The 24009-nt window shown below is 42.2% G+C and carries 28 protein-coding genes; 19 read left to right on the top strand and 9 right to left on the bottom strand.

Annotated features, from left to right (window positions below; translation table 11 throughout):
• From WHS63_RS11740 to WHS63_RS11715, 6 genes are all read left to right on the top strand, one after another.
• Window positions 1-255 (top strand): hypothetical protein (locus WHS63_RS11740; protein ID WP_445205269.1); only part of this gene is annotated, 255 nt, incomplete at its 5' end.
• A gap of 54 nt (window positions 256-309) precedes the next feature.
• On the top strand, window positions 310-3291 hold the full coding sequence (locus tag WHS63_RS11735; RefSeq protein WP_445205268.1) for a reverse transcriptase domain-containing protein: 2982 nt from the start codon (window positions 310-312) through the stop codon (window positions 3289-3291).
• A 449-nt stretch (window positions 3292-3740) separates the two neighbouring features.
• A complete protein-coding gene (gene meaB / locus WHS63_RS11730; protein WP_445205267.1) occupies window positions 3741-4844 on the top strand; it encodes a methylmalonyl Co-A mutase-associated GTPase MeaB in 1104 nt (367 codons plus the stop codon).
• A 5-nt stretch (window positions 4845-4849) separates the two neighbouring features.
• Complete coding sequence (gene thiF / locus WHS63_RS11725; RefSeq protein ID WP_445205266.1) at window positions 4850-5437, top strand: sulfur carrier protein ThiS adenylyltransferase ThiF; 588 nt, start codon at window positions 4850-4852, stop codon at window positions 5435-5437.
• 417 nt (window positions 5438-5854) lie between these two features.
• Window positions 5855-6478 (top strand): riboflavin synthase, encoded by a 624-nt coding sequence (locus WHS63_RS11720; RefSeq protein WP_369488821.1) that lies wholly within the window; start codon window positions 5855-5857, stop codon window positions 6476-6478.
• A 5-nt stretch (window positions 6479-6483) separates the two neighbouring features.
• Entirely contained in the window at window positions 6484-7542 is a 1059-nt protein-coding gene (locus WHS63_RS11715) for a sensor histidine kinase (protein WP_445205265.1), read from the top strand.
• An 18-nt stretch (window positions 7543-7560) separates the two neighbouring features.
• On the opposite strand, the gene WHS63_RS11710 is transcribed toward WHS63_RS11715, so the two are convergent.
• Complete coding sequence (locus WHS63_RS11710) at window positions 7561-8436, bottom strand: hypothetical protein (RefSeq protein ID WP_445205264.1); 876 nt, start codon at window positions 8434-8436, stop codon at window positions 7561-7563.
• A 123-nt stretch (window positions 8437-8559) separates the two neighbouring features.
• Between WHS63_RS11710 and WHS63_RS11705 the strand changes: the two genes are divergently transcribed.
• The 13 genes from WHS63_RS11705 (at window position 8560) to ruvC (ending at window position 17828) form a co-directional block, all read left to right on the top strand.
• Entirely contained in the window at window positions 8560-9378 is an 819-nt protein-coding gene (locus tag WHS63_RS11705) for a 2,3,4,5-tetrahydropyridine-2,6-dicarboxylate N-succinyltransferase (protein WP_445205263.1), read from the top strand.
• A 404-nt stretch (window positions 9379-9782) separates the two neighbouring features.
• Entirely contained in the window at window positions 9783-10628 is an 846-nt protein-coding gene (locus WHS63_RS11700; protein ID WP_445205262.1) for a transketolase, read from the top strand.
• Window positions 10629-10660: 32 nt separating this feature from the next.
• A complete protein-coding gene (locus WHS63_RS11695) occupies window positions 10661-11062 on the top strand; it encodes a methylglyoxal synthase (RefSeq protein ID WP_369488834.1) in 402 nt (133 codons plus the stop codon).
• 99 nt (window positions 11063-11161) lie between these two features.
• Entirely contained in the window at window positions 11162-12112 is a 951-nt protein-coding gene (locus WHS63_RS11690) for a transketolase family protein (RefSeq protein WP_445205261.1), read from the top strand.
• A 15-nt stretch (window positions 12113-12127) separates the two neighbouring features.
• The gene (locus WHS63_RS11685) at window positions 12128-12676 is read left to right on the top strand and encodes an RNA polymerase sigma factor (RefSeq protein ID WP_369488837.1); all 549 of its coding nucleotides are present in this window, start codon (window positions 12128-12130) and stop codon (window positions 12674-12676) included.
• 79 nt (window positions 12677-12755) lie between these two features.
• Window positions 12756-13184 carry a hypothetical protein gene (locus WHS63_RS11680; RefSeq protein WP_445205260.1) on the top strand — a complete coding sequence of 143 codons (429 nt, stop codon included), beginning with the start codon at window positions 12756-12758 and terminating at the stop codon, window positions 13182-13184.
• A complete protein-coding gene (locus WHS63_RS11675; RefSeq protein ID WP_445205259.1) occupies window positions 13181-13624 on the top strand; it encodes a hypothetical protein in 444 nt (147 codons plus the stop codon). Before WHS63_RS11680 ends, WHS63_RS11675 begins: the two co-directional genes overlap by 4 nt.
• Before the next feature lie 68 nt (window positions 13625-13692).
• Entirely contained in the window at window positions 13693-14100 is a 408-nt protein-coding gene (locus WHS63_RS11670; RefSeq protein ID WP_369488843.1) for a SiaC family regulatory phosphoprotein, read from the top strand.
• Between the two features lie 97 nt (window positions 14101-14197).
• Window positions 14198-14620 carry a SufE family protein gene (locus tag WHS63_RS11665; protein WP_369488844.1) on the top strand — a complete coding sequence of 141 codons (423 nt, stop codon included), beginning with the start codon at window positions 14198-14200 and terminating at the stop codon, window positions 14618-14620.
• A 49-nt stretch (window positions 14621-14669) separates the two neighbouring features.
• Complete coding sequence (locus tag WHS63_RS11660; RefSeq protein ID WP_445205258.1) at window positions 14670-14984, top strand: SUF system Fe-S cluster assembly protein; 315 nt, start codon at window positions 14670-14672, stop codon at window positions 14982-14984.
• Window positions 14985-14997: 13 nt separating this feature from the next.
• Complete coding sequence (locus tag WHS63_RS11655) at window positions 14998-15909, top strand: DMT family transporter (RefSeq protein ID WP_445205257.1); 912 nt, start codon at window positions 14998-15000, stop codon at window positions 15907-15909.
• The gene (locus tag WHS63_RS11650; RefSeq protein ID WP_445205256.1) at window positions 15896-17149 is read left to right on the top strand and encodes a S41 family peptidase; all 1254 of its coding nucleotides are present in this window, start codon (window positions 15896-15898) and stop codon (window positions 17147-17149) included. The genes WHS63_RS11655 and WHS63_RS11650 overlap by 14 nt, the downstream gene beginning before the upstream one ends.
• A gap of 124 nt (window positions 17150-17273) precedes the next feature.
• Entirely contained in the window at window positions 17274-17828 is a 555-nt protein-coding gene (gene ruvC, locus WHS63_RS11645) for a crossover junction endodeoxyribonuclease RuvC (protein ID WP_369488853.1), read from the top strand.
• Between the two features lie 46 nt (window positions 17829-17874).
• Here the strand turns inward: ruvC and WHS63_RS11640 are convergent, their stop codons facing one another.
• From WHS63_RS11640 to WHS63_RS11605, 8 genes are all read right to left on the bottom strand, one after another.
• The gene (locus WHS63_RS11640) at window positions 17875-19074 is read right to left on the bottom strand and encodes a pyridoxal phosphate-dependent aminotransferase (protein WP_445205255.1); all 1200 of its coding nucleotides are present in this window, start codon (window positions 19072-19074) and stop codon (window positions 17875-17877) included.
• Between the two features lie 6 nt (window positions 19075-19080).
• Window positions 19081-19509: a DUF1573 domain-containing protein gene (locus WHS63_RS11635; RefSeq protein ID WP_445205254.1), complete on the bottom strand. Its 429-nt coding sequence runs from the start codon at window positions 19507-19509 to the stop codon at window positions 19081-19083.
• A 30-nt stretch (window positions 19510-19539) separates the two neighbouring features.
• Window positions 19540-19869: a preprotein translocase subunit SecG gene (gene secG, locus WHS63_RS11630; protein ID WP_445205253.1), complete on the bottom strand. Its 330-nt coding sequence runs from the start codon at window positions 19867-19869 to the stop codon at window positions 19540-19542.
• Window positions 19870-19893: 24 nt separating this feature from the next.
• Window positions 19894-20694 (bottom strand): hypothetical protein, encoded by an 801-nt coding sequence (locus WHS63_RS11625; protein WP_445205252.1) that lies wholly within the window; start codon window positions 20692-20694, stop codon window positions 19894-19896.
• Window positions 20695-20697: 3 nt separating this feature from the next.
• Window positions 20698-21213: an LptE family protein gene (locus tag WHS63_RS11620; protein WP_445205251.1), complete on the bottom strand. Its 516-nt coding sequence runs from the start codon at window positions 21211-21213 to the stop codon at window positions 20698-20700.
• 2 nt (window positions 21214-21215) lie between these two features.
• Complete coding sequence (locus WHS63_RS11615) at window positions 21216-22460, bottom strand: sigma-54 interaction domain-containing protein (RefSeq protein WP_445205250.1); 1245 nt, start codon at window positions 22458-22460, stop codon at window positions 21216-21218.
• Between the two features lie 104 nt (window positions 22461-22564).
• The gene (locus WHS63_RS11610) at window positions 22565-23473 is read right to left on the bottom strand and encodes a hypothetical protein (RefSeq protein WP_445205249.1); all 909 of its coding nucleotides are present in this window, start codon (window positions 23471-23473) and stop codon (window positions 22565-22567) included.
• On the bottom strand, window positions 23470-24009 hold a 540-nt coding region (locus WHS63_RS11605; protein ID WP_445205248.1), incomplete at its 5' end, for a hypothetical protein. The genes WHS63_RS11610 and WHS63_RS11605, both read right to left, overlap by 4 nt.

Here is a 24009-nt window from a genome sequence, read left to right as displayed (position 1 = left end):
AATTATCCTATGCCCTTACATCCAGGGTCTATCATCTCTGATAAAGTTGTTGTTACCATCTCAAAGAACTTTTGTATCTTAGTACCCTGTGGTAACTCAGGACACACAACTGCCACCAACACGGGTTTTGCGTCAGGCGGGCTGACGTGCAAACTTGGAGCATTGTACTTCTATTTAAGTTCAGTGCTGGTTGACAGTTTTGTGCTCCGAAACCCGCCCGAACGCAAAGCCCGAAACCGTTGGTGGCAGTGCTAAGGACGGACAAACTGCAAAAAACGAAATCACAATAAATAAAGAGAATCTTAGCAAATGACAGAAATAACCTTAGACAAAATAAAAGAGTCGTATAGTCGATTTAAGGCATACGTTTACTACGACAATTTCAATCTTTCTTTACGCTCGCAGTTAGCCGAATATGAAAAAGAAGATGGACTTGACAGTAAACTTTCTATTTTAGCAAGTGACTTAAATTCATTTTTAAGCACAGGTAAATTAAATAAGAGACTTACAGCACTGATAAATCAAAGTGATTTTATTGTTCTACCAAAACATTTTTCCAACTCAGGTTACTCTCAAAAAAAGAACAGTATTTTAATCAGCAATCAACACGTTGAAGATTACAAAGTAGAATCAACGACAAAACTTTTTCACGGACCCATAGAGTTACATCTTATAGCGACACTATGGATTTTAGAAGAAGGAATTAATTTGCATAAAAAAATTGGTTTTGATAGCTATGGCTACCATTTACCAATGCACCCCGAAGAAAATAAATTAGGTGCAGAGAAATTATTGTTCACAAAGTATTTTGAAAAATATCAGGAGTGGCGTGATAAAGGAATTAAGGCTGCAAAAAATCAAATTGAGGAAGGTAATGACGTTTTACTAATTAGTCTTGACATTAAAAACTTTTTCCATTCTACTCACATTGATTTTAACTTACTAAAAAGGGACTTGCAGGTTGAAAACCAAAATTCTTTAACTGACCTAATTGAAAAAATATGCGTATTTCACACAAAAAAATTACAACTTACCGAAAGAGTAAATTCAGAACGTCCACTTCTGCCTATTGGTTTAGTTTCATCAGGTGTAATCGCAAATTGGTTGTTAAGTGACTTTGACAAAGAAATAAAAGACCGCACCGCACCTGTTTATTACGGACGTTATGTAGATGATATTTTTATTGTTGTGAGTAATGTGAAGCCACCACACGAACAACTATCTGAAAACAATGGAGAAGACTATATTACGAAGAAAACCGTCAAATGGTTAGCAGACCGATTCTTCCCTAACAAAACACCATTATACGCTAGTGAAAATCTTGACACACTAAAATTTCAAGATGAAACTAAGTATTTGGGGTTAGAAATTCAAACTACAAAACTAAAACTGTTCTACTTCTCGCCAGATTGGCCACACGCAATGCTGAACAAATTCCAAAAAACATTGGAAGAAAACAGTAGTGCTTTTTGGTTTCTACCAGACGAGGAGGCAATGACTCAAAGTTTGGACGATGAAGCCTACGATATGCATTATGAAGACACAATAAACAAGTTTAGAAGTGTTTCAGACGTTAAAGCAAGTAAATATGGTGCTTCTGTATTTCTAGCAAAAAGAATCAAACTTGCAATTCTTCACAGCGGTTCGCCTGATGACAAAATCACGAAAGAGGTTTTTCGGTTTTTCAAGGGCGTTTCAATTCTTGCACTATACAATTTGTGGGAAAAAGTTTTTTCCTACTTAGTTGTTACTAATGACATAAAAGCGATTAAGAAACTTCATAAAGACATTGAAAAAGCACTATTACAAATCAAATCAGAAGACAACCAAGAAAAGTTATTTGAAACATTATCCAATCATTTAGATGTCAGTATTCAAATGGCTTTTTCACTAAATCCTTCTTTGTTTGATTGGCTTGCAAAAACTGATGATGGGTTCAATAAAAAATCTCAAAAAATAAAAAAGGGTATTGTTAGTTTACGTTACTCTTTACTAACCCGACATCATTATTTACCCTTACCATCTTTAGTAATTACAGAGTATTACACAAATACAGATGAAAGTCTTTTGTCAGACGGATTGCTTGAAAAATTATTGACTCAAGATTCAAACCTTGATAAAAACGAGAAATTACTTTCTGAAAATTGGCGTATTCCACGTTGGTTCTATCTGCAAGAAATTTGCATGTATTTTTTCCTACACGAACTAAAATATTGGAATGCAAATGACAAAGAAAAAATGTTATTTAGAAATGCTGAAAAAACTGCAGATAATAAAATTAAGTATACTGATTCTTATATTAAAAACTGTCTCGAACTTTTTGAATCATTAAACAATAGAAAACTTTCCAAAACAATAAAATCTGAACACTTTAAAACATACAGGGACAACACACTAGTTCCTAAAATAGACACGGATCGTTTAACTATAAAATCAGAAACAAATGATATTGGTTTGACACTCGGATTATCTAACATGAGATTAGATGATAAAGATTTAAAAGCTGCTATTTCTAAAAAATCCATAATAAGTGCGGAGAAAAGAAGAAAACATATAAAGCACCTTAATTTAGCCGCACAAGAAAAAGTTGACCTTTTAATTTTGCCCGAAACCAAAGTCCCTTTAGAATGGCTATATGCTTATGCGGACGAAGCACGAAGAAAATCGAGAGCGTTTGTTTTTGGATTAGAACATTTTACAGTAAGGAATTATTGCTTTAATTTTTCAATTGCTTTGTTGCCATTGGAAGTTGGCAAAATGAAAGAAGTCTTAATTCTTCCACGCTTGAAAAATCACTATTCGCCCAAAGAGGAGATTGAAATTAAGAAAATTGGCAAAGACATTCCTCAACCGACAACTAGTTTTTATCATTTAATCAAGTGGAGAGGTATTCAGTTTACAATATACAACTGTTACGAACTTGCTGATGTCGTTCATCGAAGTATTTTCCGTTCAGAATTAGACATTCTTTTTGCAATAGAATATAATCGCGATACAAACTATTTTAGCAATATTGCCGAGGCGACTTGTAGAGATTTACATTGTTTTTTCGTTCAGGCTAACACTTCTGAATTTGGCGATTCAAGAGTTGTTGAACCTAAAGAAACCCAACAAATGAACCCTGTTCGTGTAAAAGGAGGCGAAAACAATGTAATACTAAAATACAAACTTGACATTGGTGCACTACGAGCATTTCAAGTTCAAAGATTACCATATCAACTAAGTAACAAAGAATACAAGACAACGCCACCAGACTTTAATCACGACAAAGTATATGACAGGGGCAAATAAAAGAGAAAGCACAGCCACCATCAAGGGTTTTGCGTCAGGCGGGGTGACGTGCAAACTTGGAGCTTTGTGCTTCTGTTCAAGTGTAGTACTGGTTGACAGTTTTGTGCTCCGAAACCCACCCAATCGCAAAGCCCGAAAACGTTATACTTTTTATTTAAATTAACCTAACACCTCTGTTCACTACACACCCTACACTGCATTCTATCATTTGTTATTTTTATTCAGGGTACTCATCATGACAAAGTATGGAATTTACTTAATCCCATCATTTTTACAGTCAACTATCAACAAACAAATATCAACTACCTTCAACGCATTGAAGTGTAAGCTTGAAGAACCAGGGAGGTTGGTTAGCAAGAAGAAATTGTGCCTCATTTAAAGTAAACCCATCCAGCCAATTAGGTTTTACAGAATAGAATGAATAAATTCGCGTATCCAAGCGATACGAAATGGAACAGAAAAAGAAAGAGGAGAAAAGCGCACTTATAGTAAATCCGGGCATTGAACAGCCACCCATGGTGAATGAGGATGCCATAAGGCGTTTCAAGGCTAAAAAGCGAAAGCTGCTGAGCGCTGAGGAGTATATGGATGGTATAAAGAATGGCAATATTCCCATACTCAGCCAGGCAATCACCCTTATTGAGAGTTCGCTTCCGCAGCATCAGGAGCTGGCAAGGGAGCTGGTTGAGCAATGCCTCCCCCTTTCGGGCCGTTCGGTTAGGATTGGTATAACCGGTGTTCCCGGAGTTGGTAAAAGCACTTTCATTGAGGCGCTGGGAAGCACCATAACCGCTCAGGGACACAAGCTGGCCGTGCTGGCCGTTGACCCAAGCAGCGAGCGGAGCAAGGGAAGCATACTTGGCGATAAAACCCGCATGGAAACCCTTAGCGCCGATCCCAACGCATTCATCAGGCCTTCGCCCTCGGCGGGTTCGCTGGGTGGGGTTGCCCGCAAAACGCGCGAGACCATTATTCTTTGCGAAGCTGCCGGTTTCGATACTATATTTATTGAAACGGTTGGTGTTGGGCAAAGCGAGGTGGCGGTTCATTCCATGGTCGATTTCTTCCTGCTGCTTATGCTCGCCGGCGCGGGCGATGAACTCCAGGGAATTAAGCGCGGCATAATGGAAATGGCCGATATGATTGCCATTACCAAAGCCGATGGAAGCAACATCCAAAAGGCAAAGCTTGCTCAGGCCGAGTACCAGAACGCCTTACACCTTTTCCCTGCCACGGAATCGGGGTGGGTACCCCAAGCGGTTACATGCTCATCGGTTAACAAAACAGGTATATTGGAGATTTGGAATTCCATAAACCAGTACATGGCATTTACCAAGGCAAATGGCTACTTTAGCCACAGGCGAAGCCAGCAGGCAAAGTACTGGATGTACGAAACCATAAACGAGGAGCTGAAAAACCGTTTTTACCACAGCACACAGGTCAGTACCATGATTAAATGGATTGAGCACGAGGTTACTCATAACAAGCTTAGCTCATTTGCGGCCGCACAAAAACTAATCGACGTGTATTTTGAACAGAATGGCAATAAGTAGAATGTATGACCTTTGATGAGATAAAAAAACGCTTAAAGCACTACACAGTTGGCATTGCCGGTGCAGGTGGACTTGGCAGTAATGTAGCCATGCACCTCACGCGGGTTGGCATTGGAAAGCTGATAGTTGCCGACTTTGATGTGGTTCAGGAAAGCAACCTGAACAGGCAGTTCTACTTCAGACACCAGCTTGGCGCCAAAAAGGTTGAGGCGCTAAAAACAAACCTTTTAGCCATAAACCCGGAACTTAACATAGTAATACACAATATTAAGCTCGATGCCCTAAGCATCAAGGAAATTTTTAGTGATGCTGATATTATGGTTGAGGCCTTTGACAGGGCCGAAATGAAAGAGTTAATTGCCGAGGTTTTCCAAACCGAATACCCCAACATTCCCCTGGTAATGGGCAATGGTATGGCCGGTTGGGGTAAATCGAACGAAATGCGGGTTAACCGGTTTGGTAACCTTTACATCTGCGGCGATGGAGTATCGGAGATTGCCGATGAGCTACCTCCCCTATCGCCCAGGGTGGGTATCTGTGCTGCCATGCAGGCCAACGTGGCTCTGGAAATTTTACTGGGTAATGGCAGGTAAACCGAAGTTCCATGAACTAACAAATTCAGCTGGGTGAATTATCGGAAGAATGAGTCGGAATAATTCGGAATAATTCGGAATAGACAAAATATGAGGAAGTTAAAGGAAGTTAGAGGCAAGGTGAACAGTTAAACCCAACGATAATGGGGCGGAAAGGACTTGAATGAGTAGAAATTGTAGAATGGAAGAGAATTAGAGTAGGTTAAACCAAAATGGGGAGGCAATATTTTTAGAGAATATTAGTCAATCGAAACCCGAAAAGTATTTAAAACAACTTGTTTGTATTGATTTATCGAGGCAATCCCGACTTGTCAATATCTTTTTAAGTGCAACCTTGCCCTAATAACACCACACCATTTGAGGTGGGCAAAATCAATTTATACCTTATCTTTGCATCAAAATAAAAAATCAAACTTTATGTTTTCAGGAATAGTTGAGGAACCGGCAAAAGTTGTTGCACTGGAGCGGGAAAAGGAGAACCTACATATCACCCTAACCTGCTCGTTTGTAAATGATTTAAAGATTGACCAGAGCGTTTCGCACAACGGCGTTTGTTTAACTGTAGTGAAAAAGGACAACGCTACTTACACTGTTACCGCCATTAAGGAAACCCTTGAGAAATCGAACCTGGGGCAACTCAAGGTAGGCGATAAGGTTAACGTGGAACGCAGCATGAAAATCGATAGCCTGCTCGATGGGCATATGGTACAAGGTCATGTTGACCAAACTGCCGTTTGCACCGATGTTCAGGAAGCCGATGGTAGCTGGTACTACACCTTTGAGTACGACCCCTCCAAGGGGAATATTACCGTTGAAAAGGGTTCAATTGCCGTAAACGGCGTAAGCTTAACGGTGGTTAACTCCCGTGAGAACTCGTTTCAGGTGGCTATAATCCCCTATACATACGAGCATACCAACTTTCATGAAATTAAGAAAGGAACCGTTGTAAACCTGGAGTTCGATATTGTTGGTAAATACATCACCAAAATACTTAAGCAGTACCTGGAATCGGGCCAGCTTAACAGGCTTACCGGCAAGTAAAACAAATGACGGTAAAAAAAATCTTTGAATCGCCACGTTCCCTCTCGTTAACTATTGCATCTATAGTTAGCGTACTGGCTTCAGTATGTTTTCTGTTTATTGTCAACTTTACGCAGGGGCAACAGCTGCTTAAGCTTGTTGCCTTTACGCTTTCTGTTTTTACAATAACCTTTCTGAGTAGCCTTTTACTGGTCAACCTATTTGTGTCAAAAAGGATTAAGCCCCTATACAAGGCTTTATACAGCATTGATAAGGCCAACGCCGACCTTGTTGACGAGCTTGACCAGAACAACCTGCTGCAGCGGCTCGAATACGACTTAAGGGTATGGGCCGAAGCAAAAACTGATGAAATAGACCGGTTAAAGCAGATGGAGCGTTACCGTAAGGAGTTTCTGGGAAACGTATCGCACGAGCTTAAAACGCCTATTTTTAATATTCAGGGATATGTGCTCACCCTACTTGATGGCGGACTGGAAGACCCAAGTATTAATCGGCGTTACCTGGAACGTACCGAGAAAAGTATAAACCGCCTAATTGGTATTGTTGAGGATCTGGAGCTAATCACAAAGCTTGAGGCCGGTGAGCTGCAGCTCAACCTGGAACGCTTTAACATTATTAGCCTGTTTGAGGAAACATTTGAGGCTTTAGAGCAACGGGCAAAACATAAATCAATTACCCTTGAGCTCGATAAAGAATACAGCAAACCTATATGGGTTTATGCCGATAAAAAAAGAATCTCGCAGGTACTTTATAATCTTATTATCAACTCCATTTTCTATGGAAAGGAGAACGGGGTAACCACTGTATCGGTTTCCGATATTGGAACAAGGGTACAGGTTGAAGTAAACGATAATGGTATTGGGATTGACCAGAAGGATTTACCCCGAATATTTGAACGCTTTTACAGGGTTGATAAAAGCCGTTCGCGCGACCAGGGTGGAACCGGACTTGGCCTTGCCATTGTAAAGCATATCATTGAAGGGCACAAGCAGGTTATTGGTGTGCGCAGTAGCCTAAACCAGGGAACAACCTTTAGCTTTACGCTCGATAAACCTAAAAAATAGGCAGTACCAAGTTACGTTTTAGTACTCAATGATTTGTTTCCGCCTATCGAGCGAGGGGTAAAGCTCGTATCGCAAAGCCTGATAGTCGATTAGTTGACCCTCTGAGTTAAAAACCGATATAAACTTAAGCATGCCCTTATCGTTGTACTCAAGGGTTGTTCGGCTTAGTAGTTTCCCTGCAGAATCGAACTCTTCCACCGCTGAGCGCAGATTTTTCTTATTATACTCGTATTTAAAACTTTTAGCTTCCTTACGGCCGTCGGCAAAGGTTTTTGTAATAGTTTCAGCCACCTTCCTGCCCAAGGTGTCGTAGGTGGGTTTACAACTTAAATTCACTATGGAGTCAACCGGAATATAGCCCTTTGATATTTTAACCTGACGTAGTATTTCGGTTCCGTAGTTGTCATAAACCGACTTGGTTCGGTAAACCCGCTTCCCCTTGCTGTTGTGGGCATCAACCTGAATAGGTAGCCTGTCTTGGTACTTAAAGCTAAGTGTAACGTAATGAACGGTATCGCCAGGGTTTACCAGGTAAACCTTTTGGGTTGCTATGAGCGAATCGGGTGTATAGGTGAAAAGGCTGTACCTGAAAAGCTTTTCGCTAGCAAATTCATCGGTTCTAACAATTTGCTTCCCCTCATAGGTGTGCCAAATGTAGCGATACACCCCCTGGGTTTCATAATCGCGGAAAAGAATTGTATGGACTCTATCGAGCGAATCCTTAATCTCCTGCTTAATGGCCCGGCTATTAATTGTTCGTTTTCCGTCCTTTATCTCATAGCGGCTGGTTACTATCACACGCCTTACATTCTGTGGTGGACGGTTTTGAGCCTCGGCATTCACAAGGCAAAGCATCAGTAACAGAACAACAAAAGGGGTAACTTTTAGCCTCATAGCAATCAGTTTTTATGTTGCAATTTAACGAAATTTTCCCTGAAAGGTTTTACGCTAAAACTGATTTGAAAAGTATAAGCAGTAAACTACCTATTTGTTACATTTGCAAAAATGTTTGAGTAGATGCATGAAGATTTAAGACAACTTGTTGAGCAAGCCTGGGATAACAGGGAACTTCTTAACCAAAAAGAGTACATTCAGGGTATCGAGGCAGTTATTGACTTACTCGATAAGGGGCAAATCCGTGTAGCACAACCCATTGAAAAGGGTTGGCAGGTAAATGAATGGGTCAAGAAAGCGGTACTGATGTACTTTCCCGTACGGAAGCTTGAGGTTATGGAGGCAGGGATTCTGCAATTCTACGATAAAATACCCCTTAAACGGGATTTTAGTGCGATTGGTGTACGCGCGGTGCCGCATGCCGTAGCCCGCTATGGCAGTTACCTTGCCAAGGGTGTGGTGCTGATGCCCTCGTATGTTAACATTGGGGCATATGTTGATGAAGGAACCATGGTGGATACATGGGCCACCGTGGGCTCATGCGCACAAATTGGGAAAGGTGTCCACCTTAGCGGTGGCGTTGGAATTGGCGGGGTTCTTGAACCCGTTCAGGCTGCACCGGTAATAGTTGAGGATGGCTGCTTTATTGGTTCGCGTTGTATCATAGTTGAGGGGGTTCACATTGGCCGGGAAGCTGTACTTGGCGCCAACGTTGTGATAACTCAATCAACAAAAATTATTGATGTGTCGGGCCCTGAGCCTGTTGAATACCGCGGATATGTTCCGGAACGCTCAGTGGTTATACCGGGATCGTACACAAAGAAATTCCCCGCCGGCGATTATCAGGTTTCGTGCGCATTAATTATTGGTAAACGCAAGGAATCTACTGACCTAAAAACCTCGCTCAATAATGCCCTCAGGGATTTTGGGGTGAGTGTTTAACCTCAGTGCCATGAATTGTGAGGAATTGAGACCGTGAACCGTGAACCGTGAACCGTTAAACGTCTGTCTTGAAAGGGAATGAGTCGGAAAAAGTCGGAATGAGTCGGAATAGACAGAATGTGATGGAGTTAGAGGAAGTTAGAGGAGTAGTGAAAAGTGAACTGTTAAAACGAATTGCCATGGATTATCAAGTTCAACCGGGTTAATAAAAATGGGGAGGCTGAAATATTTTGAGGGAAATAGTCAATAGAAACAAGTTGTTTAAATGTTCTCTGTTTCTCCATTGTCCAATCTTAGTTTAACAAATCTTAATCATTCTAATTGCACCTTACCTGAAAGCAGTATCTTTTAAGTGAAGAAAAGTATTACCTTTGTCGGTTAATTATCATGTAAATACAGTTTTGATGGCAGATATTGATTTTCTTAAGAAAATGGCGGCACAGGTTCGCCGCGATGTAATCCGTATGGTTCATAAACCTGCAAGCGGTCACCCCGGAGGTTCGCTTGGCTGCGCCGATTTCTTTACCGCACTCTACTTTGAGGTGATGAACATCGATCCAAAAAACTTTACCATGGATGGTACTGGTGAGGATGTTTTCTTTTTGTCGAATGGCCACCTATCGGCTGCGTGGTACAGCGTGCTTGCCCGCCGTGGATTTTTTGAGGTTGCAGAGCTATCAACATTCCGATTAATCAACTCACGTTTACAGGGCCACCCCACCACTGCTGAACACTTACCTGGAATTCGCGTGGCTTCGGGATCGTTGGGGCAAGGCCTTTCGGTTGCATGTGGTGCTGCTCTGGCAAAAAAGCTTAATGGCGATAAAAATCTGGTTTACACCCTGCACGGCGATGGCGAGCTGCAGGAGGGTCAGATATGGGAAGCAGCCCTTTTTGCCGCTGCCAAAAAGATTGATAACCTTATTGCTACTGTTGACTACAACGGAAAACAAATTGACGGCCCGGTTGATGAGGTGGTTACCCTTGGCAACCTAAAGGCTAAATGGGAATCGTTTGGCTGGGAGGTGCTGGAAACCAATGGCAACGACATGGAGAAACTCCTTTCCACCTTTGCTCTTGCTAAGAGCAAATCTGGCCAAGGTAAGCCCATTGTCATACTGATGCGAACCGAAATGGGTATGGGGGTTGATTTTATGATGGGAACGCACAAATGGCATGGCAAAGCCCCCAACGACGAAGAGTTTGCCCGTGCTATGGCACAACTCCCTGAAACAATTGGCGATTTTTAGGCTTTAGTCATAAAAAATAAAAAAGCAAAGCTATGCAGAACATTGCCCTCATTGCGCACGATGCCAAAAAACCTGAACTTGTCAGGTTCCTGAAAGAGCATGAAGACTGGTTACCGGGTGTAAACCTTTTGGCAACCGGTAGAACTGCTGAGTTCCTGGAGGAACAGGGCATTAAATGCCGTCACCTTAGCCCGGGGAAATCGGGCGGGTATAATGAGATTACGGAAATGATTGGTAAAGGTGAAATCGATATAGTGATATTCTTGCGCGACCATAAGGTGGTGCAACCCCACCACGAGGATATCCGCCGTTTGCTGGAAGCATGCAATGTGAACAACATTCCACTTGCTACCAACAAAGCTACAGCCGAACTGGTTATCCTTGGCCTTATCCGTAAGGAATCCATTGAGCGAATGAAACGAAATATCGACTAAAGAACTTTTCACTTTACTAGAATCAGGTTAACCCTACCTACTAGGGTAATGGCTTTTAATCATTTTTTACAGTTACAACGCAAAAGCAAAAAATACATAATGAAATATACTTCGACTGGAAATAAGGACACCCGTTCCGGATTTGGAGCCGGACTACATGAGCTGGGACGCACTAACCCCAACGTGGTAGCGCTATGTGCCGATCTTATTGGATCGCTTAAAATGGACGATTTTATTAAGGAGAATCCCAATCGTTTCTTTCAGGTTGGAATTGCTGAGGCCAACATGATTGGACTTGCAGCCGGATTAACCGTTGGTGGCAAAATTCCATTTGCCGGCACCTTTGCCGCTTTTGCAACCGGCAGGGTTTACGATCAAATTCGGCAGGTTGTAGCCTACTCCAACAAAAACGTTAAGATTTGCGCTTCGCACGCTGGCCTTACGCTGGGCGAGGACGGAGCAACACACCAAATGCTGGAGGATATTGGGATGATGAAAATGCTTCCCAATATGACCGTTATCGTCCCCTGCGACTATAACCAAACCAAAGCCGCAACGCTGGCCATTGCTGACCATGTGGGGCCGGTTTACCTTCGCTTTGGGCGTCCGGCAGTACCCAACTTCACCCCAGTCGACCAAAAGTTTGAAATTGGCAAGGCACAGCTCCTGGTTGAGGGTAGCCATGTTACCATATTTGCCACCGGCCATATGGTTTGGAAAGCCCTTGAGGCAGCCGATATACTTGAGCAAAAGGGTATCTCAGCCGAGGTTATTAACATCCACACCATTAAGCCGCTCGATGAGGAAGCAGTTCTGAAATCCGTTTCCAAAACACGCTGCGTGGTAACTGCCGAGGAGCACATGATGAATGGAGGTCTTGGCGATAGCATTGCACAGCTTTTAGCACGCAGAATGCCCACCCCGGTTGAAATGGTTGCCGTTAACGATACCTTTGGCGAGAGTGGCAAACCTGAAGAACTACTGGTGAAATACGGGCTCGATACTCCTAATATCGTTGAAGCTGCTCAAAAGGTATTGGCACGCAAGTAAAATAACCATTTACGAATGGATAACCATACCGATAGCGAGTTACTCGTAATGTTTCGGAATCCCGAAACGAAGCATTACGCATTTAACTTGCTGGTTAGGAAATATCAGGAACGACTATACTGGCAAGTCCGCAAAATTGTTATTAGCCACGACGATGCCGACGATGTTATTCAAAATACTTTCCTTAAGGTATGGGGCGGGCTGGAGAACTTTCGGGAAGATTCCCAGCTCTTTACCTGGTTATACCGAATTGCCACCAACGAGGCATTAACGTTTCTGAAGAAGAAACGTACAAAATTGCTCCTCCCCATTGTTGATGTGGAACAACAGCTTGCTCGAACCCTTGAGGGCGATCCCTTTATTGATGGCGACAGCACAGCACTTAAGTTACAGAAGGCACTCCTTAAACTACCTGAGAAACAGCGCTTGGTCTTTAATATGAAGTATTTTGAGGAGATGAAGTACGAAGAAATCTCTGAAATCCTTGGCACCTCCGTTGGTGCGCTTAAGGCTTCGTTCCATCATGCTGTTAAAAAAATTGAAAAATTTTTAGAGGAGGATTAAACCTATACCTAAACATACTATCATAGTTTTAGAGAGATATAGCAATAGCGCATTTGGAAGGAGAATGATTATGAAAAGCATGGAGGAAAAATTCAACAAAAAGTTACCCTTTAAGGTACCGGAAGGCTACTTTGATAACCTACCTCTTAGGGTACAGGAGCGCATTGCAGCTACCGAAACACAGCACGAACCAAAAGGCCGATGGGTAACCCTTAAATCGCAGCTGGCATTTGCTGCCGGTTTTGCTTTCATGGCTTTGCTAAGCTATTTGGGTTATTACATGGCTCGCCCACTTATGGCTGATAAAAAGACCGTTAAAACCGATTACGTTGAAATTGTAAGCCGAACCATTTATGAGTTCGACGATATTGACCTTTACAAGGCCATTGAACAGAAAAAGAAAACCGATAGCCTTAAAGAGGTTTACAACGAAATTCCCCACAGGCTATACGTTAGGAGCAGCAACTGCATAACAATTATTGACGAAAAGAAAGAAATTAAACCATGAGGCAGCTCTTTAGGATACTAATCGTTTTTATATTTATTGCCCTGGGGGCAAAGGCTTACTCACAAACCAACGATACCGAGAAAGCCCTTAAGGCCGAAAAGGTTGCTTTTTTGACCAAAAAGCTCGATCTAACCCAGGATGAAGCCAAAAAGTTTTGGCCTTTATACGATGAGTACTGGGAAAAAAAGATTAAAATACTTAACGACCGTCGCAAGCTTGCCGATGACTTTATCCAAAACATAAACAACATAACCGATAAGGAAGCTGTTGATTATGCCAGTAGATATGTGGAGTCCCAAAAAAGGGAATCGGATCTGATAGCGGAGTATAACAAGCTACTCCTTCAAATACTCCCACCCAAGAAGGTTATGCTTCTGTACCAATCCAACTACGAGTTCAAGAATTACCTACTTCAAAAAGTTCAGGAAACAAAAAAATAGCTATAAACATCATAAGTTTTTAACTTTTTTTTACATTTGTCGGGTTACATGTTAATTCTTTTGAGGTAATGGTAAACGAGGAGAAAGTGACTGAATTGGTTGATTTGTTTATTCCGGCAACAACTGAAACACCTGAAATTAAATGTGAAAAGAGTTCAGGGCGAATAATGATGGTGGGCAACCTGATCCCTAGCGATCCCCAATCATTTCTTGCACCAATACATCGTTGGCTACAGAGCTACGTTACAACCTACACCCCACAAAATATAACCGTTGAGTTCTACCTAACCTTTATAAACGGATGCTCGGAGCATCACCTTGGGAAGCTACTGAAGTACCTTGAGGAGCTTCACATCAACGGGATGTCCGTTAAGGTTATTTGCCACTACGAGAATGAGGATTTGGACATGAAGGAATGGGGAAAAGATCTAAGCATGGCACTCCGAATCCCCATTGAGCTGGTTGAAATCAACTAAGAAATCAGCTTCAGTATAATACGTTACAGCAAAGCTTAATCGCTTTGCTTTTTTCGTTCCAATGCGGAAACTGCTTATATTTGCTAAAAAAATAGAAATGTCAATTAACGAGATTCAGGATGCAATAGTTGAGGAATTCAGCGTTTTCGACGACTGGATGGATCGCTACCAACAGCTCATAGAGTATGGCAAGGACTTGCCGCCTATAGATGAGCGCAAGCGGACAGAACAGTACCTAATACAAGGCTGCCAAAGCAAGGTTTGGCTCGATGCAGAGCTGCGCGATGGAAAAATCTACTTTACTGCCGATAGCGATGCCATAATCACTAAAGGAATTGTTGCGCTGCTAATAAAAGTTCTCTCGGGCCGCACCCCCGATGAGATTCTTAATGCTGAGCTTTACTTTATCGACAAAATTGGCTTAAAGGAAAACCTATCCCCTACCCGTAGCAACGGACTTGTTGCAATGGTAAAGCAAATGCGTATGTATGCCCTTGCCTTTAAGGCAAAAGCGGAGTGAACCGGTTAAACCTTATGAAACAAAAGCTGTTTCTTATAAAAAAATAGATATGCGCGACGAACTCGAAATTCAAACCGATATTGTCAAAACCCTCAAGGGCATTCACGACCCTGAAATACCGGTTAACATTTACGATTTAGGGTTAATTTACGAGGTTGATGTTGACGATAATCGTAAGGTTACCATAACCATGACTCTTACTGCTCCTAACTGCCCGCTTGCCGATCAGGTAGTTGAAGAGGTTCAGGAAAAGATTTCAAAAATTGATGGGGTAACCGAGGTAGAGGTACGCTTAACCTTTGACCCTCCCTGGGATAAAAGCCGTATGAGCGACGAAGCTATGCTGGAACTTGGCTTTCTATAACCATCGGTATAAAATGGAAAAGAAAAGCCAAAGCCGTGCTTACTTTCTGGCATCGTTTGTAGTTCTCTTTTGGGGCACATCGGCCACAGCTTTTAAAATCGGGTTAAGTCATACTGAACCGGTTCAGCTGCTTTTTTGGTCATCGCTTTCGGCCAGTATAATACTGTTTGTTGTTTTAGCATTTCAAAAAAAACTACCGCTATTAAAATTCACCAGCAAAAAGGAGATACTTTACTCGCTTGCCGAATCGGTTTTAAATCCTTTCCTATACTACCTTGTGCTTTTTAAGGCCTACAGCCTTTTACCAGCTCAGGTTGCTCAACCCCTAAATTACATTTGGCCAATAGTTCTGGTTGTTTTGGCGGCATTACTACTAAAGCACCCTCTTAGGTTTACTGATATAATTGCATTACTATTCAGCCTAATTGGCGTTGCATTCATATCGTCGCAAGGCAATGTCAATATTTTTGCAAAATCCAATCCGCTGGGAGTTCTACTGGCAGTAGGGAGTTCGGTAATTTGGGCTAGCTTTTGGATTGTCAACATGTACGATAAGCATCGCCCCGAAGAGGTTAAACTGTTTATAAGTTTTGCTTTAGCTACGGTTCTCACCCTGCTTTACATGGCTGCAACAAGGGATTTACCAGTTTTTAATCTGAAAGCTTTAGCCGCATCGGTTTACATTGGAGCATTTGAAATGGGCATAACGTTTGTGCTTTGGCTAAAAGCATTAAATAGCGCAACAAACACAGCCCGTTTAGGCAATTTTTCGTATCTTGTTCCGTTCGTTGCTTTAGTATTTGTGAGCCTGGTGCTCCGCGAAAAGATAGTATGGACTACTCTAGTAGGACTTATAGTTATTATTGGTGCCATTGTATTTCAACAACTTTTTTCTAAAAAGGATATTAAAGATGAACCGATTTAAACTAGCAATCCTCCTTTTATTAGGATTAGCAGCATTTACCTCGTGCGAGGATGACGAGCAAAAAGTAAATGTTAATAAAGAGGTTTACAACCTCATGAAGGATTGGTACTACTGGTACGACCAGTTGCCCAATGTTGATCCCAACAGCTATCCTGACCCCGTTGAGCTGGTAAAAGCCATCCGGGTTAACCCTCCCGACCGTTGGAGCTACGTTACCACTAAGCAGGAACTTGATGCCTACTATAAACAAGCCGCATATATAGGCTTTGGATTTGGTAGTGCATTTACAGCTGACAATAAGCTAATTATTACATTTGTTTTCAACACATCGCCACTTTATGCTAATGGTATTGGTAGAGGATGGGAAATTGTTAGTATCGATGGGCAAACCCCAACCCCCGATAACTACACTTCACTAATTGGCCCATCGGAGGTTGGTGTTACTAAAACCTTTGTGTTCAAATCGCCCTCAGGGCAAACGACTCAGCATACATTTAGTAAAGCCCAAATTGAAATGAATACCGTGCTGATGGATAGCGTTTACACCATTAACGGGAAAAAGGTTGGCTACTTTGTTCTGAAAGGGTTTATTGAAAAAACTGCCACTGAGCTTGGAACAGTATTTCAGAAATTTAAAAATGCCGGCGTAAGCGAGCTAATCTGCGACCTGCGCTATAATGGCGGCGGTCAGGTAAATGTTTCGCAGCTTTTAGGAAATCTTATTGGTGGTAGTATTGCATTTGGTAGGGTTTTTGGGCAGTATATTCATAATAACAAGCATTCCGACAAGAATAGTTACCTGTACTTTTCAACCAATGAGTACTCCATAGAAATTCAACGTGCGGTATTCATTACTACCAGCAGCACGGCATCGGCAAGCGAATTGGTAATAAATGCGCTAAAACCCCATATGGATGTAGTGTTGGTAGGAAGCAAAACACACGGAAAACCGGTTGGAATGTACACATTCCAGTTTAACGATCCAAGTATCGATTGGGCTATTGTTCCGGTATGTTTCAGCATAAGGAACTCCAAAAATGAGGGCGATTACTACGATGGTATTCCCGTAACCGTTGAAGCTGCCGATGATATATTTACACCCTTTGGAGAGGTTACTGAAAGTAGCCTGAATAGTGCACTCAACTACCTTGGACTTGGAACAAAGGCAGTAACCAAAAGTTATGTAACAGCTCAACCAATAACAGGGAAGGGACTATACGAAGAAATTGGCGCTTGGTAACCAACTGAAATCATTGGTATGGAAGGAATCCAATTATATCTTTGATTTTTTTCTTTAACCTTTATCCTTTATCCTTTAACCTTTATCCTTTAGCCTTTATTACATAACCTTTAACCTTTAAATTATGCGTACCATACTCGGTATCGATCCCGGAACAAATGTATTGGGTTATGGTATAATTCGGTGTAGCGGTCGAAATAATGCTAAACTGGTTGTGTTAGGTGTTATTGAACTTTCAAAATACCGCGATCACTACACAAAGCTAAAGGTAATATATGAACGGGTGCAACATCTGGTTGATGAATACAAGCCTAACGAGGTAGCCATTGAGGCTCCTTTTTACGGTAAGAATGTTCAAAGCATGCTAAAGCTTGGACGTGCACAGGGAGTAGCCATGGCTGCTGTTCTTTCACGCTCAATACCCATATATGAGTACGCTCCGCGTAAAATCAAAATGGCCATTACGGGTGTGGGTAGTGCATCCAAAGAGCAGGTGGCGGCTATGCTTAAAAATATACTTGGCGAAAAGGCTTTTGATAGTGAATACCTTGATGCAACCGATGGTTTAGCAGCCGCGGTTTGTCACTTTTTCCAAGGTGAACAGAACGAAACCGAAAGCAGGGTTTCCAGCTGGGAGGAATTTATTAGAAAAAATCCGGGACGAGTTAAAGATAAATAGTAAAAGACCCCGAAAAAATCGGGGTCTTTTTTTCTGTACTAAAATTTTATATGGTTCTACCCGGGTATTGCTTTAGTGCAACCTCCAAGCATTCCATGGCATTTCGGAGATCATCAACATTAAGCACGTAAGCTATACGCACCTCGTTCTTCCCAAGACCTGGAGTTGAGTAAAATCCGGTTGCAGGAGCAAGCATTACCGTTTGGTTTTTATGCTCAAAATGCTCAAGCAGCCACTGTGCAAACTTATCGCTATCGTCAATTGGTAAGCGAACAACTGTGTAGAAAGCACCTTTAGGCTTTGGACAGTAAACGCCATCCATCTTGTTTAGGGCCTCTACCATAAAGTTGCGTCGCTTGATGTACTCATCGTAAACCTCCTTGAAATACTCAGCAGGAGTATTAAGTGCTGCTTCGGCAGCAATTTGCCCGAACGATGGGGGCGAAAGACGTGCCTGAGCAAACTTCATGGCAGCAGCAATAACCTCTTTGTTGCGGGTAATAAGTGCCCCTATTCGAACTCCGCACATGCTGTAGCGCTTTGATACCGAATCCATTAGGATAACATTGTTCTCAAGCCCCTTAAGCATCATGGCAGAGTAATGAGTAATGCCATCGTAGCAGAATTCACGGTAAACCTCATCGGAGAAAAGGTAAAGGTCGTGTTTCTTTACAATGGTTGCAAGCTGCTCAAGCTCTTCCCTTGAGTAGAGGTAACCTGTTGGATTATTGGGGTTGCAAATTACAATACCTTTAGTCCTAGGGGTAATAAGCTTCTCAAACTCCTCAACGGGGGGTAGTGCAAAATCGTTCTCTATCCTGGAAACAATTGGTTTCACAACTACGCCTGCCTGAACGGCAAATCCGTTGTAGTTGGCGTAAAAAGGTTCAGGTATAATAACCTCATCACCCGGATTCAAACAGGTCATAAAGGCAATGGTAATGGCCTCCGACCCCCCAGTGGTAATAATCATATCGTTGTGGGTGATATCGATACCTAAGCCTTGATAATACTTGGCAAGCCCTCTCCTGTAGCTTTCAATACCTGCCGAATGGCTATACTCAACAACCTTCAAATCAGTACTCTTAACAGCATCGAGCGCTACCTGTGGGGTGGGTATGTCGGGTTGGCCGATGTTTAGATGGTAAACTTTTCGCCCCTTACGTTTTGCTTCCTCTGCATAGGGTACCAGCTTACGAATGGGCGAAGCTGGCATGGCTAATCCTTTTTCCGAAATCTTTGGCATGGTTAACTATTTTTGGTTTTCCTTTTGATAATTATCGCTATGACTTGGTTTAATTTCACCCTTTATGATTAGTAGGATTGGCTCAGGACTTGAATTGGTAAACACCCTGATGCTTTTCCTAAAAGTTCCAGTAATTGAAGTATTGTACTTTACGGTGATTGAACCCTTTTCATTTGGTTTTATGGGCTCCCGGGGCCACTCAGTTGCAGTGCACCCACATGACGCTACCACATTAGTAAGTATTAATGGCCTTGAACCGTTGTTTGTAAACTCAAATACGCGTTCGCCGTTGGAATTCTGTGGAATTGATCCGTAGTCAATTTCAGTAGTGGTAAACCGGATTGAAGGGTTTGCAGCAGCACTGTCCAAAACATTTTGGGCCCAGCCCCATAATGAGGTTGAGCCCAAAAGTATTGCAATAAATATTTTTTTCATTGCAAAAGCAATGTTTTTAAAAGGCGTAACTTACTTTACGCTATCCGTTTGCTCAGTTGGCATTGGGAAGTTTGGCAGAGCGCTGGGTTGAGTTTCCTTTATCTTGGACTCAATAGCCGATTTCTGTTCAACCTCAGGCTTTGGCATGGTGATGGTTGCCAGAAAGCTGAGTACTACTAGTGCAATGGCTAATGTCCAAGTAGCTTTTTCAAGAAAATCGGCAGTGCGGCGTACACCCATTATCTGATTCGATCCGGCAAAGTTTGATGCCAACCCTCCCCCCTTGGGGTTCTGGGCTAAAACGATAAGTATCAGTAAAATTGATACTATCACTACAAATGTCATTATAAATGTAAACATCGCTTATGGTAATTTATAGTTTAACTATCCTTGTTGTTGCTTTTTAAGCTTTTGAATTTGATCGGCAAAGTAACTACTTTTTTCTGGATATTTCAAACGTAATTTCTCATAAACCGAAATAGCTTTATCAATATACCCCTGGAGGGCATAAATCTCAGCAAGTGTTTCCGTTGCAAGTTCGTCGGGCTCAATAACGGAATTTACAGAGATATCTACAACCTCACCGGTGTCGGAACCCCTTTGCGGAGTAGCAGGACGCGGGATTGTAGGTTGCTCAGCAATAAACTTCTCAATTAAGTCAATTGGCTCAATACCTGACCCATTGCCATTTTCAATGAGTTCAAGAATGTCAGTATCATCGGTTTGCAAGGGTTTACTTTCAGGAATAATGGTTTTTGTTGGCTGTTCCCCGCTCTCAAGTAACTCAAGGGTGCTATTGGTGTCGTCTGTTTTCTTACGCGGCCGTCCACGCTTCTTGGGTGTTTTTGGCAAAGTTTCGGGAGCGGGTCTATCCTCTTCCCTTACCTCTGAAATAGGATTAGCGTTAGCTGCTTCAACACTATCATCGGCTTGAATGTTTGTGCTGGGGTTTTGAAGATTCGAGATTAGCATTGCAAAATATCGGCGGTCAGGGATAAAAAGGGCATGCTTGGGCAACTCGATTTTGAAATGTTCAGCATTGGAAATGAACATTTGCTGGAGCAATGCTGAACGCGCAGCGTTAAAGTAAGGGTACTTGTTTACCAGCTCAACCAGCTCGTTTGTGTTGATTTGTTCCCGTTTACCACCCTTTTCCAGTAGGCTGAAGAAACTTTGCTTGTCCATGGCTTACCAGTTTGATGCCGCTGCATTAAAAATATCATCGATTAGCTTTTCAACTATCTCCTGAACCAGCGCCTGCTCCACCTGGGAGAAATTCTGGCTACTACTAAATACAGCGTATTGCGAAAATGTTTTGTCAAAACTTTGTTTTGGGTCAATGGCGTTAACAAATTTCACCTTAACAGCAATGGTTAGCCGGTTTTGTGCAGCAATCTCATCGCCCTGAATAGCCATTGGCGAAACATCATAGGTTACAATCTGGCCGGAAAAGGCAAAATCGCCAAAATCGGCAACCGGTGTTAAACGGGTTTGGGTTAAAAATCTATTTTTTAACTCCTCGGTAATATAGTTGGCCAAGGTTGGATTTACAATGCTTGCAAGATTCTGGAAGAGCTGAACGCTATATGTTTTGGCCTCAGGGGGAATTGATGCCCCAGTAAAGCTATAGCTCACCTTGCAGCTATTCTGCGAGATCAACGTGAATACTAAAATTAGCGGTATAATGAACTTTTTCCTGGACATAATCAAAGGTTAATATTGTACTCCTTAATTTTTCGGTAAAGCGTGCGTTCTGAAATTCCCAACTCCATGGCAGCCCATTTTCGTCGGCCATTATGCTTTTCAAGTGCCTTAACTATCAACTCCTTCTCCTTTTCCTCCAACGAGAGGGTTTCCTCCTGAATTTCCTCAGTATCCTGAATATCATTTATATCCTTTACAAACGACTTTGTTTCCGTACCACGAGCAGGTGCCGATGAGATAATTGGATCAACATGCGTAACACCTAAATCCTGAAATACAGGCGATGAACGGACGTGCTCAGGGGAAACCACGCCATTGCGCATGAGATCGAAAACAAGCTTCTTTAGCTCATTCATGTCGCTGCGCATGTCGTAAAGTATCTTGTAAAGTATTTCCCGCTCTGTGGCAAAGGTTTGCTCATCAACAACACCCTTCTTGTGGTAAAGGGTTGGCAGGCGCGAAGCGTTATAGTCAGGAAGGTAACGTAAAAGTGTTTCGGAATCGATTACCCTTTTCTGCTCAATTATCGAAATTTGCTCTGTTACATTCTTGAGCTGGCGGACATTTCCTGGCCAGTAGTATGAAATTAGAACCTTGCGAGCCTCATCGTCGAGTGCAATTGCTGGCATCCGGTACTTTTCAGCAAAATCGGTAGCAAACTTGCGGAAAAGCAACGGAATATCATCCTGCCTCTCGCGTAATGGCGGAATAAAAATGGGCACCGTATTCAAGCGGTAGTATAAATCCTCGCGGAACTTGTTTTCAGCTATTGCATCAACAAGATTTACGTTAGTTGCGGCAACCACACGCACGTTGGTCTTTTGAACCTTTGAAGAGCCTACACGAATGAACTCGCCTGTTTCCAAGACCCTAAGAAGCCGAACCTGCGTGGATAAGGGCAATTCACCAACCTCATCAAGAAAAATGGTGCCGCCATCGGCAACCTCAAAGTAACCCTTTCGGCTATCGGTTGCACCAGTAAAAGCACCTTTTTCGTGTCCAAATAGCTCCGAATCGATTGTACCCTCGGGAATGGCACCGCAGTTAACCGCAATGTATGCTCCGTGCTTGCGAGCGCTGTAGCTGTGAATGATTTGAGGAAAAACCTCCTTTCCGGTACCGCTCTCGCCGGTAATAAGTACCGATAGGTCAGTAGGGGCAACCTGCCGCGCAATATCAATTGCCCTATTCAAAGCTGGCGAGTTACCAATTATTCCAAACCGTTGCTTAATACTTTGGACTTCCATTTTTAATTGTTAACTGACAAAATTACATATTTTTCATGAGCTCTGCCACACAATGGCGAGATTTTATGTGAAAGTTTGTTGGGTTTCACTAAATATGGCATAAACTAAAGCGGATAGCCCCAATGCCTTAACTTTTCACTGTCCACCCATTGGGATAATGATTGGTTCGACTCCCTGAACCGCGATTCAATCCATATATGAACCTCTCTATCAAACTTAAACCTAGGAAAACTAAAATGCCTATCAATGGCAAGTGTTATTTGTCTTGAATACCTGTATAAAAAGGGAACATTAAGAAAATACTGCTTAAAAGGAGTATTGCCAAGTGTAAACCGGTTAAGGAAACGTTGCTTTTGCAATGCCAGCCAAGAGTAACGCATGTTTACTCTTTTGTATGAGAGATTTTCCGGTAACTCAAGCTTCAAATTGCTACAAAAATGAGCAATGAACTGCTCGGGGTTTTCAGCAAAATCCTCGTAGAGAAAAACATGAACCTTTTCCTTTCCAAAAAGCGTGATGTATAACTCTATCAGCTTACTATAATCAAAGAGTTTTGGGTTAAAAAGATGGTAGCGCATAAATGGCTTGTTGAACATCGGCTTAATCCCCAAAAAACGTGAAGGAGAGTATGTACCCCCGGCCATTATGTAATGGCTATAGGCTGACTCAAGCGCTGTATGTTGGTTTCGTATAAAAATAACCACCTGCGAGTCGGGCAAAACCTTGTGGAGCCGTTCCGACATTAGCTTGGCAAATTCTCCATTCCCAAAACCGATATCCAACCCCCCAACAAGAATCTCATCGCAAATCACAACCCTTTTACTTCCAGCGTAAGGAGTTAACCACCCTTTGAATTGGTCAGGTGAGAAGGAAAAAATATCTTTAAATACAAGCCTCTTAAAAACATCAGCCCTTCTTACAAAATAAATATCTGTTAATTTGGAGTAAAATTCCTCCTGGAACCATTTGGTTGCAGTTTTAGGGTAGCCAATATGTAAAATTGAGGCGCTCATAGGTAATAGTCAAAGTTCTCCAGCACCTGTTTATCGAAATACCTTGTAAGCTCACGATTGTGCTGGCTGTAAAAATTTTTGATATACTCCAAATCCTTTTTGCTCAGAAAATCATCCTCGTTCAGGTAGCGTCCGAAAACGGGCATTGGGTTAAGGTACTTTATAACCCCACGACCAACGGTTGTCATACCTGGTATGTGGCAAATAAATCGTTTACGACCCACCGGTTTCTTGTAAAAATGATTGACCATCTTAAGTAAGGGCATACAAAAACGCCTTAAACCCCTGTTGGTGGGTGTGTAGCTAATGCTATCCCAATCGACCACAAAACCAAATTCCTGGCAAAATTTTTCCATGAATTTCCTGTTGTTCATCTTAAAATCTTCATACAGGAAAACCTTTACCTGATTGCTGCCAAATAGCTTAATATAATGCTCAATAAGCTTACTATAAATCAGATGTTCAAAGCTGAAAACCTCGCCTGAATACAACCAACGCTTAAAGCTATATGTCCCGCCGTTTTTAATATACTGCTG

Source organism: Tenuifilum sp. (genome assembly GCF_037481895.1).
Lineage (GTDB): Bacteria > Bacteroidota > Bacteroidia > Bacteroidales > Tenuifilaceae > Tenuifilum > Tenuifilum osseticum.
This window is presented reverse-complemented; position numbering and strand designations above follow the sequence as displayed.